Source organism: Corallococcus exercitus (genome assembly GCF_003611585.1).
In the GTDB taxonomy this organism is placed as follows: Bacteria; Myxococcota; Myxococcia; order Myxococcales; family Myxococcaceae; genus Corallococcus; species Corallococcus exercitus.
The window spans coordinates 1-12,681 of record NZ_RAVW01000279.1 but is presented as its reverse complement, the minus strand read 5'-3'; the positions used below and the strand labels follow the sequence as shown (position 1 = coordinate 12,681).

The 12,681-nt window shown below is 68.3% G+C and carries 11 protein-coding genes and 2 pseudogenes; 4 read left to right on the top strand and 9 right to left on the bottom strand.

The window, feature by feature from the left end; all coding sequences use genetic code 11:
* Window positions 1-214, bottom strand: a pseudogene (locus tag D7W79_RS28355) (hypothetical protein); the annotation flags it as partial.
* Window positions 211-882 carry an RNA polymerase sigma factor gene (locus tag D7W79_RS28350; RefSeq protein WP_244222010.1) on the bottom strand — a complete coding sequence of 224 codons (672 nt, stop codon included), beginning with the start codon at window positions 880-882 and terminating at the stop codon, window positions 211-213. The gene D7W79_RS28350 and the pseudogene D7W79_RS28355, both read right to left, overlap by 4 nt.
* Window positions 883-1,278: 396 nt before the next feature.
* Here D7W79_RS28350 and D7W79_RS28345 point away from each other — a divergent pair, with 396 nt between their 5' ends.
* Together D7W79_RS28345 and D7W79_RS43855 are read left to right on the top strand one after the other, a co-directional pair.
* Complete coding sequence (locus tag D7W79_RS28345; RefSeq protein WP_120528513.1) at window positions 1,279-2,847, top strand: hypothetical protein; 1,569 nt, start codon at window positions 1,279-1,281, stop codon at window positions 2,845-2,847.
* Window positions 2,848-2,946: 99 nt separating this feature from the next.
* The gene (locus tag D7W79_RS43855) at window positions 2,947-3,093 is read left to right on the top strand and encodes a hypothetical protein (RefSeq protein WP_158617069.1); all 147 of its coding nucleotides are present in this window, start codon (window positions 2,947-2,949) and stop codon (window positions 3,091-3,093) included.
* Between the two features lie 4 nt (window positions 3,094-3,097).
* Here D7W79_RS43855 and D7W79_RS28340 read toward each other — a convergent pair whose 3' ends face one another.
* The 4 genes from D7W79_RS28340 to D7W79_RS28320 form a co-directional block, all read right to left on the bottom strand.
* Window positions 3,098-5,023 (bottom strand): serine/threonine protein kinase, encoded by a 1,926-nt coding sequence (locus D7W79_RS28340; RefSeq protein ID WP_158617068.1) that lies wholly within the window; start codon window positions 5,021-5,023, stop codon window positions 3,098-3,100.
* Window positions 5,020-5,943 (bottom strand): DUF2381 family protein, encoded by a 924-nt coding sequence (locus D7W79_RS28335; RefSeq protein ID WP_120528511.1) that lies wholly within the window; start codon window positions 5,941-5,943, stop codon window positions 5,020-5,022. Before D7W79_RS28335 ends, D7W79_RS28340 begins: the two co-directional genes overlap by 4 nt.
* Window positions 5,944-6,077: 134 nt before the next feature.
* The gene (locus D7W79_RS28330) at window positions 6,078-6,575 is read right to left on the bottom strand and encodes a hypothetical protein (RefSeq protein WP_208729859.1); all 498 of its coding nucleotides are present in this window, start codon (window positions 6,573-6,575) and stop codon (window positions 6,078-6,080) included.
* 521 nt (window positions 6,576-7,096) lie between these two features.
* A complete protein-coding gene (locus D7W79_RS28320; protein WP_120528510.1) occupies window positions 7,097-7,786 on the bottom strand; it encodes a hypothetical protein in 690 nt (229 codons plus the stop codon).
* 208 nt (window positions 7,787-7,994) lie between these two features.
* Between D7W79_RS28320 and D7W79_RS28315 the strand changes: the two genes are divergently transcribed.
* Window positions 7,995-8,651 carry an outer membrane beta-barrel protein gene (locus tag D7W79_RS28315; RefSeq protein WP_120528509.1) on the top strand — a complete coding sequence of 219 codons (657 nt, stop codon included), beginning with the start codon at window positions 7,995-7,997 and terminating at the stop codon, window positions 8,649-8,651.
* Between the two features lie 18 nt (window positions 8,652-8,669).
* Here D7W79_RS28315 and D7W79_RS43330 read toward each other — a convergent pair whose 3' ends face one another.
* From D7W79_RS43330 to D7W79_RS43850, 3 genes are all read right to left on the bottom strand, one after another.
* Window positions 8,670-9,008: a hypothetical protein gene (locus D7W79_RS43330; protein ID WP_147442092.1), complete on the bottom strand. Its 339-nt coding sequence runs from the start codon at window positions 9,006-9,008 to the stop codon at window positions 8,670-8,672.
* Window positions 9,009-9,235: 227 nt separating this feature from the next.
* Window positions 9,236-9,661, bottom strand: a complete 426-nt coding sequence (locus tag D7W79_RS45265; RefSeq protein WP_244222009.1) for a hypothetical protein — start codon at window positions 9,659-9,661, stop codon at window positions 9,236-9,238.
* A 124-nt stretch (window positions 9,662-9,785) separates the two neighbouring features.
* On the bottom strand, window positions 9,786-12,137 hold the full coding sequence (locus D7W79_RS43850; RefSeq protein WP_158617067.1) for a lamin tail domain-containing protein: 2,352 nt from the start codon (window positions 12,135-12,137) through the stop codon (window positions 9,786-9,788).
* A 242-nt stretch (window positions 12,138-12,379) separates the two neighbouring features.
* Between D7W79_RS43850 and D7W79_RS28295 the strand changes: the two are divergent.
* Window positions 12,380-12,681 (top strand): annotated as a pseudogene (locus tag D7W79_RS28295) (transcriptional regulator); the annotation flags it as partial.

Here is a 12,681-nt window from a genome sequence, read left to right as displayed (position 1 = left end):
CCGCGGCGGTGAGCGTCTCCAGCTCCGTGGAGGTGGGCGTGTCCGTCTGGCCGGACTCGAAGACGCGGTGGGCGCGGGCCCACTTGTCGTAGCGGGTGCCGCAGCGGGCGCAGGCGTGGGCGTGGCGCAGGAGCCGCGAGGATTCCGGGGCGGACAGCTCCCCCAGGGACCAGCGCGTCAGTCCCGCGTCCACATGTCGTTCGTACCACTTCATGGGAGGCTCCCGAATGGGATGGCGCACAGCAGGGCCAGGGTGGCCAGGAGGGCGCCCAGCTGCAGGCGTCCCGGTGAGACGTCACTGTCCAACCAGCCCGAGTCCTTCAGGTGTTCGGTGAACTGCAACCGCAGGCGGCGCTCGCGCACCCGCACCTCGCCGCGGGTGAGCTTCAGCTGGTCGGCGGCGGACTCCTGGGACAGGCCGTCCATGAAGCGCAGCTGCGCCAGGGCGCGCCCTTCATCCGGCAGGGCCTCCAGGAAGCGGCGCACGATGGAGCGGACCTCGGCGCCCAGGGCCTCTTCCTCCGGGCTCTTGCCCTCGGTGGGGGCGTGGACGAGTTCCGGCGCGTCATCCAGCGGGATGGCCTCGCGGGCCACGCGGCCGGAGGCGCGCATCAAATCAATGGCGGTGGAGCGGGCGACGGTGAGCAGGAAGCCCAGGTAGGGGCGCACGCCGTCGTAGGCCTGGCGCATGTGGGGGCGGAAGGCCCGCACGAACGTCTCCTGGTGGGCGGCGTCCAGGTCCAGGGGCGTGAGCGAGACGGAGCGCGTCCCGGTCTCCGAATGGACGGAGAAGCGCCGGGACAGGTAGCGGAGCACTTCGGGTGAATAGGTGCGGTAGACCTGGGTGAGCACCGCGGTGTCACCCCGGCGGAAGGCCTCCAAGACTGACCGCTCGGTTCCTGGCAGCACGCGGAAGGCTCCGTCCCGGGTAGGTGGCCCAGCCGGGCCCTGTGCCCGGCCCTCCCTGGCCCCTTCTGGAAATGAGATACGAAATGACCTGGAAAATCCGGTCGTCGCCACACGCACGGCGTGCGTTTTCTTGAGCCTGGCGTCGGGATGGTTTCGAACCCGGGTGGAGCCCTCCGGAGCCGGAGGCCGCGGGTGCGAATCCTGCATTGAGCGTCGGGGAGGTTCGCGGAAGCAGGGGCGGCGGACCTGTGGCCCTGCTCGCGGACAAAAAAATGGAGGCCGAGACCCACCGAGATGAACAGCTCCCAGGCGGGGACGGCCTCCGTAGAGAGGACGGTCAAGTGACCTGCTCTAAAAATAGGACGCTCGGTGCTCGAAAGCAAGGACAGCTCACAGCTGGTGGCGGCACGTCTCCTGGAGTTCTTCGCGGCCTGGACTGCCTGGTTTCGAGGGCTGTGGGAGGTGGGCACGGTGCTCAGCCTCCGCGAACTGATGGAGGCGGTGGAGGCCGTCCCGGCGGGCGTCCTCTCCGACAAGGCGGTCGAGTGGCTGGCGAATGAATTGTCCCGGGCCCTGGGCCCGGACGAAGGCATCGCACCGCAGTCCCGGAGCCTGCTGCAACGGCTGCTTGGCTCTCCGTTGAGGCCCCGCTCCGGGGAGCTGCCCGCGGTGCACCGTCTCACCGAGGAGATTGATGCGTCGTACCTGTCCCGCTGGGCCGGGCAGCTCGCGCAGGGCATCCCGGTGAAACCGGAACGGGTGGCCCGCGCCGTCGCCTCGCATCTGCTGGATGCGGGATTCAGCCCCGACTTCCTCCATCGCTGGCTGACATACCGGCTCGTGCACTCCACGCAGACCTATCGTCTGTCGGACCTGCTGGAGGAGGCGCATGGCCTGGCCCGCACGCAGCCTTCGCGCTTCCAGGTCCTCCTGACCATGCACAACGCGTTGGGCTTCCAGGGACCTCCACCGCGCGAATGGTGTGATGCGCCCACGGTTTCGAAGTGGCTCATCACGAATGGATTCGACCCCACCCACATCCGGCAGGGTGGGGGCTGGTTGCTGACGGTTCAGGCCCGCGATGCCTTCTCCGCCGCTGAACAGGCTTCGGAGACGGTGGAGAAGCTGGCCGCCCGGCTTCTGATTGGAACCGGCCAGCAGATGAGGCCTGGGGACCACGCGTACGTCGAAGGCATCCAGCGGCCGCTGCCGCTGCGTCGGCACCGGCGGGTCGAGGTCCGCAGCCTGGAGCGCCAGGACCAGCTCTTCGCGTCCGGGCCTCCCAGCCGTGTCGACGCGGCGTTCGAGTTGCTGGGGCAGTTGGACGCGCCCGCCGTGGTCGCGGTAGCCGCGGGTTGGGCCGCCATCGAGGCGTTGCTGGTCGCGCCCGAGGATGGCCAGAAGTCACCCGCCGGTGACCGGTTGGCTTCCCTGGTGGCGTGCTCGTTCCCCAGGGCGGAGCTGACGTTGCTGGCGTCCCTGCAGGGCAGGAGCAGTGCCAGCCCCCTTTACGAACAACTCCTGCGGTGCGCGAGCAATCATGAACGCGCATCCGTGATGGGCGCGGCCATCCGGCAGGCCCAGCCGCTCTCCTGGGCTGAGCCTGTCTGGAGTCACCAGGCGGCGGTCGCGCGCATGAAGGGGCTGTTCCAGGAGCCCCGGAAGAAGCTGAAGGAAGTAGAGGGCTACGCGGTGCGGGCGTTTCGCCGGCTCTATCGCCAACGCAACCTGGTGCTGCACGGTGGGCAGACGAACGCGGTCGCGCTCCGCGCCAGCCTGCGAACGGCGGCGCCATTGATTGGCGCTGGCATCGACCGCATCGCGCATGCCTGGTTCCGTCATGGAGTTCAGCCGCTCGAGCTGGCGGTGAAGGCCCGGCATCGCCTGGACCTGCTGGAGCCCAGGGAGCCCATGGCGCTCCTCGACCTGCTGGAATAACGGCGTGAAGGCCTTGAGGCCCTGGGCACGGCATGTGCTGCTCATCACCCCGGCGGTGCTGACGCTCATCGGCTGGATGACGCGTCGGCGCTCCGGCGCGTGAACCGGAAGGCGGAGCCCCCTGTCGGCCGTGCCGTGCTGGCGTTCGGGGGGCTCGTGCTGGGGAGCGCGGTCCTGCTGCTGTGGTGCTTCCGCGCGTTGGAGCTCTACATCGCCCTGACGCAACTGCTGCGCGACCTGCCGTGATGACCTACGGGAATGCGTCCACCACGGTGTAGCCCGCGGTCCGGGGAAGGAGCGCGGCACCGGGCTTGGAGCCCGTCTCCAGTGGCCAGAAGCCATCGTCGTTCCCGAGGACGAAGCAGACAGGATAGGTGAGGCCGTCAGGCGTCTCCGCTCGCGTGTAGCGGCCCATGACCCGTTCTCCCCCTGTCCACAGCCGTCCGTAGAGCAGGGTGCCCTCCGGAAGATCGCCGCGTTTTTCCTTCTGGACGCTGACGATGTCTCCGTCGTGCACGGTGAGCATGTCGGCATCCGGGCGGAAGGGATAGCGGATGTCGACCGTGATGGCTGTCTTCGCACCCCGCCGCAGCTTCAACGCCTTCATTGCCTCCAGCGCTTCCGTGGGACAGCGCTGGGGCTTGGGCACCACCTGCGCACCCGAGCAGGCAATGAGGGTTGTCGCCGCACCGACAGCCAACGTGCAGCCGCGTGACAGCGAACGTCCGCGGACAGGTGGGTCCTGCTTCAAGGGAATGCTCATGGCGTCCTTCTCCGGCGGGAGCGGCGCAGGGGAAGGAGAGGCCGCTCCGGACGCGGCAGCTTGGTCGGACGCAGGCACCCGCGCCACGGGAGGCGTGGAAGGGGGCGCTGGCGCATCGACGCCGGAGTTTGAAAAGAGTCCCAGGCTCCAGCCCAGACAAGCCATGGCCACCACACATGCGAAGCCCACGGTCCCCTGACGCCACAAGGCCCGCAGCGTCTGTCGGCGGCGCACCGTGCTCGCGGCGAGGATGTCCTGGGCTTCCATCCGGGCGACATGGCGGGGAAGCCGGTGACGCAGTTCGCGTGCTTCGCGAAGACGTTGGAGCCGGTCCAGGCGCTGAAGACGTGCATGCTGGAGCGGCACCTCCTGACCGGGAGCCACCGGCCCCACCATCCCGGGCGCCTCCTGCGTCGTGCGCGAGGAATCAGAGGGAGGTGTGGCCCAGTCGAACAGGGGGTGGTCCCAGGTTGCATCCGCATGGGGCAGGACCCGATGCAGTTCGGAGGCCAATGTGGAGGCGCTCGGAGGTCGTGCTTCGGGCGCGAACGCGAGCAGCCGGATGACGAGTGAGGCCAGCGCCTCCGGCACCAGCGGGTTGGGCCATGCGCATGCGAGTCCTTCCCCCTCCAGCGGGAGCGCCGGATAGGTGTCGGTCAGCAAGCGATGGAAGGTGACGCCCAGGGCGTACAGCTCATCCGCCACTGCGTAGCGAGGACACTCCTGCGACGGCACTGCCATCCGCCAGCGGTGGAGCTGGGGACTCAAGTAGTGCGCCGTGCCAGGAGGCAGCTGGCCTGTTCCGGTCAGGGGCTTCGCTTCGGGATGCCAGCCCGCCCCCCAATCCAGCAGGGTGAGCCGTCCACCGGGCCGGACGCGGAGGTTGTCGCCTTTGACGTCGCGATGCAGGACACCGCGCTGGTGCGCGAAGGCCAGGATCTCCACGGCCTGAAGGAGCAATGCGCCTACCTCGCGGGCCGTGGGGTTGCGCGCGCGGGCCCACTCATAGAGCGACTCACCGGCCACATGCTCCATCACCAGGAACGGGTGGTTCCCGGAGCCCGGTCTCCATGCCCCTGCCTCCACGAAGCGGGGCACTCCCGGATGCCACAGGCGGGACAGCACCTCCGCTTCGCGTGAGAACCACGGACTGTCGGGCTGGCGCGCCAGCTTCAGGGCGTACCGCGTGCCGCGAGGATGGTGCTTCGCATGAACGACGTAGACCGTGCCGTACCCGCCTGACGCCACTCGACGGAGGACGCGCCAGGGACCGATGGGGGTACCCGGAGGAAGCGCATCCACCATCAGCAGCAAGGAGGGTTGGACAGGGCCATGGGCCTTCTGCGCGGGCTGGGTGGATGCGGGATGCTCAGGCCCGGACTGTTCGCCGGGCGTTGCCTCGTGCGGGCTCATGGCGCCACCTCTTCCCAGCGGACGCCGCGTTCGCCCTTCGCGTCCAGCAGCTCCAACGTGAAGGGCGTGCCAGCGGGCAGGTCCGGAAGCGCGTGCCATTCCACCACCACGGTGGCTTGCTCCCCAGGCGACAGCTGCTTCACCTGCATGAGCAGAGGGAACTCACGGGCAGGCAGCGCGCTGGGCCCGCGCGGTGTCATCCGAGCGAAGCCCGGTATCCAAGGCGCAGCCCCCACGGCGTTGATCAGCGAGGTCGACAGGGCACGCGTGTTCTCCGCGCGGTAGAGCACATGGGGGCCTTCGGCGGTCATTCCCGGGCTCAGCGAAGGCTTCGGGAGGTGTTCCACCGAGACACCTTCACGGGTGATCACCCCCATCAACACCGCGCCGCCCAGCCCACGCAGCGCGCACTGCGCACGCAGCGTCGCGAGCCCCGCCTCGGTGACAGCGCACCGGGCCCGCAGGTCCGCGAGTTCCTTCCCCAGGTCCTGCGCGGTGCGCCCCTGCCGGAACACCTCCACCTGTGAATCCACCTCCGCCTCCACGGTCGTGAGCACGAACCCCACCTGCGCGGGAGCGCCCGGCCCCGCGAAGCGCACGGTGAGCACGGGCTCCTTCCCGGCGGGGACATCCATGGACGCCTTGAGCACGAGGACGTCCTCATGCACCGCCACGCGGGAGAAGAAGGGCGTGAGCACGCTCCGGTCCACGGACTCCGGAACGATGGGCGCATCGAAGGTGACGGTGGTCACCTCATGAGCAGCAACACGCAGCGCCATCAGCACCGGAGGCTCCTCCGAGCGCAGCATGAGCTGCCGGGCCTTGTGCTCCCTCACCGTGGGAGTCCGGGACTGCGCCACCGCCGTGGTGCTCATCAGGACCGTCAGCACCAGGGGCATGACCGAAGTGGACAGCGACATCACGGGTCACCTCCATCCTTCAAACCTAACAGATAGGGGTGACACGCATGGGAAGCCATGGACCTGGGAAGCCCGGATGCAGCTGCTGGGAGAAGGAAAAGCCAGCCTACCTCAAGAGTCGTTGAGAGAAACCCCTACTCAGCGGTCGTCTTAGCTGGAGCTGGAGCAGGCTCTTCAGCAGGGCCCGGCGGAATGGGTTCCTCGGTGGGTGGCTGCTCTTCCAGAGGTACGTCCGGAGTGCGGGGGGCTTTCGCCACCACCTCGCCCTGGGGCGTGACTGCATAGACCTGCCACCAGTCGAGGACGCGGCCATTCGGGCCACCACACCGGCTGAACCGCTGTTCCACGGCGACGTAGTACAGGCTGGCTGTCGGTCCCGTGAAGACGGCGACATCGAGTCCTTGTTCGGGGCTCGTGCAGCCATGAAAGAGCTGAGGGTGGGGATTGGTCCGGATGACTTCCCGCAGCGCGCCCGCCGCGGCCAGCGCGGCACCCGCTTCGGTGAAGGGGAGGACGGTGGACGAGGACCCTTCATCCGGCCACTGCACCTCTCCCTTCCATGAGGGCTTGTGCCGGATGCAGCCACCAGCCCCCAGTGCGACGAGCCCCGAAAGCATGAGTGCCTTGCGCATGGAGGCGTTCACTCGTTCAGGAGCCGCAGGGCTCCGGGGCGGCACTGGGGCGCACTGCTGAAAGGAGGGCTGAGTCTGCGCGGAGTACACGTCCCGAGTGTGACCCACTTCGACCTGGACTGGCTCCACTGCTGGATTTCTCCCGTTGGAAAGTAGCGAAGGAAGAATCGCGTCCCATCCTGCCGCTGAGCCACCAGCGCCGACGACATCTGGATTTCCTCACCCTTGAACACGGCGGGCGCTGGGTTGCCTGGAATCATGCGGAACTCGGCCATGGAAACGGTCGGGTCGAATGTATCCGTGGGCCACGGAGCCAGGTCGCTTGAGCAGCGCTTCCGCCACATCGCGAAGAAACCCGATGGGAATCGCGGGATCACCCGCAGGCAGTTCCATGGCTGGAACCTCCGACCAGGGACCTTGAGCAATTGGGGCATCGGATGCCGTGGTGTTCGGCGGCGGCGAACTCGCACAGGCCATCGACAGCAGAGGGAAAAGCCACGAAAGCTTCATGAAATCCTCCGCTACGACCGCCGGCCCGTCTTCCGGGCGAAGTACGCGCGGTTGAACGTCCCGAGTCCCCACATGCGCGAGTCGTCCGGATGCTCCAGCTTCGCCAGGGACTCGTCGCTCTGCTCCGCCAGCCAGCGGATGAACTCTTCCCTCGATGCGAAGGTCTGCTTCGCATGGGCGTCCCCCTGGATGTACCGGAGCCCATGCGCGTACGTGCCATCCCCGGACCGCCACAGCGCGCGGGAGACGCCTTCGCGCGGATCCACGGTGAGGGACAGGTCCGCTCCCGCGTCCATCAGCTCCGCCACCCGCTGCGCCAGCGCGCGTCCGTAGCGCCGCGAATCGAAGTGGGCTTCAGCCCGGGCCTGCTCCTTCGCGTCCTGCTGTCGCTGGGCTTCATCCATCCACCGGATGCGCGGTGGGCCCGCTGCCTCGCAGACGATGGACAGCGCGATGTCCCCCCGCCCGGGCGCCGACGCGTGATGCCGCTGCATCAGTCCCTTGACCTGGGCACGAGGGGCCTCCGGCAGGGAGCCGAAGCTCAGCGCTCCGTCCGGCGCCGTGATGATCAACGTGTCGTCATGAAGCGTTCCCGGGTGCTTCAACGACGCGGACAGCTCGATGCGGGCCAGTCCACGGGCCTGGAGCTCGGCGCGCAGCCAGCGGACGACTTCGGAGTCTTCGGTCAGCGGGGAGGACATGGCTTGGGCCGGGACTCTCGCACGGCGTGCCCTGCCATGGCCCACATCGAAAGGCTGACATTCCTGTCGCGCTTCAGGGCCATTCCCATGTCCCCCGGCACTCGAAGCCCAGGGCGCCCGCATCAGGGGACCCTGGCCGCGGGCTTGCAGTGCGTGGCGCCGCCAACTCCCACGGCTGTCGCGTGACGGCCCCTTCACCCTGGACGACATGACTGCTCGACACTTCATCGCATCGCTGGCGCTGACCTCCTGCCTGGGCGCATTGCCGGCGGCGGCGCAGGAACCCTCGAACTCCGGGCTCGCGCTGGGCGTGCGCGGCGCCTTTGGCATTCCGGTGGGCGACGCCGGCACGGACCTCTCGCTGAAGGACACGTTCGGCAGCACCGTGGCGCCGCAGGTGGACGTCTCCTACTTCTTCAACCGGCAGCTCTCGCTGGGCGCCTATTTCCAGTACGGCATCGGCTCCGGTCCCGGTGACGAGTGCTCGGATGGCGTGGACTGCAAGAGCAAGGTCCTGCGCTTCGGCATCGACCTGGACTACCACTTCCGGCCGGCCGGCTTCGTCTCGCCCTGGGTGGGCGTGGGCGTGGGCTATGAGATCGGCTCGCTGGAAGTGGGCGAGGGGGCGGGGAACTCCTGGTTCAAGCTCGAGGGCTATGACCTGGGCCACGCCCACTTTGGCGTGGACCTCCAGCTCACCCGCTCCATCGCGGTGGGACCCTACATCTCCGCGTCCGTGGGGCAGTACAACAAGGGCACGATCCGCCTGGGCAATGCCGCGGAAGTCAGCAACGACCTCTCCAGCGACGATAAGCAGATCCACGTCTGGATCCAGCCGGGCGTGCGCGTGCAGTTCCGGCTGTAGTCCGCGCCGCCGTGGCCCTCACGTCTCCGGCGAAGGAGGCGTGGGGGCGGGCAGGGGATAGAGGACGCGGTAGTCGATGCGGTGATGGTAGGCCGCCAGATACGGCGCCCCCGCGATGTCGACGACCACCTGCTGGGGCGGCGTGGGCTGCTGGTTCATCCACGCCTCTGTCTCCGCCTTCGTGGCGAAGGACAGGCCCGAAGGCGTGGGCCTCTGGTCCGCCATCTCCTGGAGATAGAGCTCAAGTCGGGGCTGACGCCCCAGGCCCCTCCATCCGCTCGTGGGATTGAAGAAGACGGAGAAGTACTCATCCGCCACCAGGATGGAGGCAGACGACGGTGGACGTTTCTGGGCCATCAGCCAGGCATCGGCATCCTGCCGGGTGTCGAACCGGGCAATGGCAAGAGGTGGCGCAAAGGCTTCGAGGTTCCGGACGTAGTCCTCGAAATCGGCGACCTGCCCTGTCGCTTCGATGAATCGGATGGCAGTCGCGGCAGTGCGGATCGCCTCCTCGCCTCCAGGAGTCTTCGGGGCATCGTCGAGCAGGACACGCCCAAGCATTTCAATCTGGTCGAAGAGACGGGTCATGGACGGGTTTCCGCAAGAGGGAGGACGGAAGCGCTGTCGTGGGCCGTCATGAGCAATGCAGGAGCCAGGACGATCAGCCCCACGCCCGCGGAGACAACGACAAAGGTGACCCCTGCGATGATGACCACGCTACCCACGAGCAGGAATTCGCGGTGGCGGTTCGCCCATTCCGACAGTGCCTCCGTGGAGGACAACTCCTGGGGGCGAAGCGCCTCCAGTTCGAGGCAGTCCCTGTAGGCCGGCTCGCACTGGTTGACGCAGTGGTCATTCTTTCCTCCCGCCCCGCGCGGGATGCGGACATGCCCATATCCACGAGGCAGCGGGGTGCGCATGCACTGCTGGATGCACTCGAGGTTCTCCGCATCACAGTCCCGCACGGAGCGCGCGGTCCGCACGATGCGCCGGCCCTCGGGTGCCTTCACGTTCCACAGGCCGCGAGCCACAGGCTCAGCGCCACGGCTGTGACGCTTCTCGCGACCTGAATCCAGACATGCATCCTTCCACCCAAGCAGAACCCCGGGTGGAAGTCATGTCACCGCGAACCGCTCAGAACGCGCTGCCGTTCGCGCGGTAGCCCGGGGTCGAGTAGTAGGAGGACAGGTTGGCGCAGTAGTCCCAGAGTCCCGTGGCGCTCGCGTCCGGGGAACGGTTGAACGAATAGCCCTGGTACACGAGGACGTCGGCGCTCTGGTACGAGTGGCTGTCCTGCACCGTGCCGTCCGCGCGCACCAGGTACACCGCGTCGCCCGCGCCACTCTGGTTCACGCCCCGGTCGAACCGCAGACCGTAGCCGTTGTTGTTGGCGTACGTCGCGTACTGCGCCCCCACCGGCACCGCGGACGAGCCCGAGTACACCACGTAGGCCTTGCCCGCCGGCAGCAGCGTGCCCGCCACGAACGTGTGCCGCGCCGCCTCCGCGCCCGAGTACGACTTCGCGTCGTGGATCTTCCAGCCGCTCAGGTCCACCGTCGTCGTCCCCGCGTTGTAGATCTCCACGAACTGCTGGTCGTAATCCGGCGTCGTCCCGCCCGAGGCCGGCGGGAACGGCTGCGGCAGGTACTCGTTGATGAACACCGTCTGCGTCGGCCGCGTCATCGTGAACGCCCCGTCGCTCACGTCCGCCACGTCCGCGCGCGCCGTGTCCGCCACCCGCACCCGCGCGGCCGTGGAGGACTCGTTCGGCACCGTCCACGTGTAGCGCCCGCTGGACGCCGCCACGTTCGACGCCAGCGCCCGCCACACCGTCCCGTCCAGCGTGTACGTGAGGTTCACCTGCGCCACGTTGCTCGACGTCCAGGTGATGTTGAACGTCTTGCCCGCCTGCAGCGTCTCACCGCCGTTGGGCGCCGTGACCTTCACGCTGCCCGCCTGCGAGGCCGCGCCGAAGTTGAACTGGCTGAAGACTGGGTAGTGGTCCGACGTGGTGCTCTTGTAGCTGACGATGGAGGGCTTGAGCACCTTCGTGGTGTTCGGCACGTAGTAGGGCGCCAGCTCGTTCGTCACCAGCTGGTGGTCGATGAACTGGCTGTTGCTCGTCGTCGAGCCCACACCGGACTCCGACAGCGGCTGGGTGAGGAACTTGTACCGCGCGGAGTCGTTCACCAGGTCCGCGTAGGGCGACGCGTACGGCGTGTAGATGGACACGTCCACGTCGTCGTTCCAGTCGCCCAGCACCATCACGTTCTGCGTCGGCAGATAAGTGTCCAGGTAGTTCTTGAGGCACGCCGCCGCGCCCTGGCGCCGCGCGTAGGAATCCGCGTCCGCGTACGCCTTCATGTGCAGCACCATCACCGTCAGGTCCACCTTCGCGCCGCCACGGATCACCTTCAGGTCCACGCGAAGGGGCGGCCGGTAGGCGAAGTCCGGCGCGCACTCCGTCAGCACGACGTTCGAGTCCACCAGCTCCACCGCGTCCGTCTTGTAGAGCAGGCCCACCTTCTGGTCCGTGGAGCCGTAGGGGTAGCTGCTCGCGAGCAGGCCGCTGTAGCCGGAGAGCCCCGCCTTCAGCGAGTTGAACGCGTCCACGCCGACGATCTCCGCCACGCCCATCACGTCCGGCCCCGCGTCCGCGATGATGGCCGTCGCGTTCGCCAGCTGCAGCGCCTCGTCGCTCGGGCCGTTGCCCGGCGTCGTGTCGCCGAACCACTCGATGTTCCAGTTGCCCACCTTCAGGCCCACCGTCGGCTGCGTCCCGCCATCCGTCGTCGTGCCGCCGTCCGTCTGCGTGCCGCCATCCGTCTTCGTCCCGCCGTCCGTCACCGGACCGCCGTCGGGCAGCTGCCCGGACGACGTGCGCACGGGCACCTGGATGACCGCCTCCGCGTGGGCGCCGTTGGCGTCCTTCACCTGCACCGTGAACTCAAACAGCGCCGGAACCCAGGGCGTGCCCGTCAGCACCCCGTCCTCCGTCAGCGTCAGGCCGTCCGGAATCGCCCCGCCCACCTGCGACCAGGTCAGGGGCGGCGCCCCGCCCGTGGAGGTGAAGGTGAAGGTATAGGCGCTGCCCTCGGTCGCGGCCGGCAGCGGCGACACCGTCGCGATGACCGGCGCTGGCGACACGCGCAGCGCATAGGCGCGCGTGTCCTGGACGCCCTTGGCGTCGCGCGCCACGACGGTCACCGTCCAATCGCCGGGCGTCGTCGCGGGGCCCACCAGCCGCCCGCTGTCTCCATAGAAGGAGAAGCCCGGCGGCACCGGGTTCATCGTGTACGTCAGCGGCGCCGTGCCCCCCGTCGCCGTCAGCACCTTCTCGAAAGGGGCGCCCACCGTCGCGGCCAGCGCCACCTGGGGCAGCACCGGGCCGGACGACCCCGGACCCTCCGAACCACAGGCGGCCAGCGTGACGAGGGACGTGACGAGGACGAGCGACGCGAACGCTCGGAGGGACCGGGACGACATAAGGGAACGCTCCAGCACCGGGACCGCCCCAACGCGGCCTTCCCGGAAGAGGGCACGCACCTTAACGTGTCTGGCATCCGACTGTCGCGAGCCCCCCCTCTTGCACCCCGGCGGGGCGCCTGACGCACTGCCACACGGCAATCGATGGCGCGGTCCGCCGTCCTTCACGGACAGCGCGGAAGGCTTTGCGCCCGGTCCGCACGTGCAGTTGGATGGGTTCGAGCAGACGGAGGAGACGCGTCATGGCCGAAAAGTGGGACAGGCAGTTGATGGACTTCCTCAAGCGCACCGGCGAGGACCTCAAGCGCACCACGGACGACCTCCGCGGCGAGGCCGAGCGTCTCCTCAAGGAAGTGAAGGACCCGGAAAAGCAGGCCAAGGTGAAGGAGGGCCTGGTGCAGCTGCGCACCTGGGCCGCCGCCACCACCAAGACGGCCGCGGACAAGATTGAAACCGCCGTGCGCCGCGTGGAGACCTCCGTCGAGGAGGCCTTCAAGCCCGGCTCCAGCACCGCGACCGCCTCCACCCCTCCGCCCCGTGACAC

What these genes read in the sequence shown, in the direction of transcription:
- D7W79_RS28320 (WP_120528510.1), bottom strand. Translation starts at nt 7,786, where the DNA reads ATGTCCTCCCCGCTGACCGAAGACTCCGAAGTCGTCCGCTGGCTGCGC.
- D7W79_RS28330 (WP_208729859.1), bottom strand. Translation starts at nt 6,575, where the DNA reads ATGCGCAAGGCACTCATGCTTTCGGGGCTCGTCGCACTGGGGGCTGGT.
- D7W79_RS28340 (WP_158617068.1), bottom strand. Translation starts at nt 5,023, where the DNA reads ATGAGCCCGCACGAGGCAACGCCCGGCGAACAGTCCGGGCCTGAGCAT.
- D7W79_RS43330 (WP_147442092.1), bottom strand. Translation starts at nt 9,008, where the DNA reads ATGGCCCAGAAACGTCCACCGTCGTCTGCCTCCATCCTGGTGGCGGAT.
- D7W79_RS43850 (WP_158617067.1), bottom strand. Translation starts at nt 12,137, where the DNA reads ATGTCGTCCCGGTCCCTCCGAGCGTTCGCGTCGCTCGTCCTCGTCACG.
- D7W79_RS28335 (WP_120528511.1), bottom strand. Translation starts at nt 5,943, where the DNA reads ATGTCGCTGTCCACTTCGGTCATGCCCCTGGTGCTGACGGTCCTGATG.
- D7W79_RS28315 (WP_120528509.1), top strand. Translation starts at nt 7,995, where the DNA reads ATGACTGCTCGACACTTCATCGCATCGCTGGCGCTGACCTCCTGCCTG.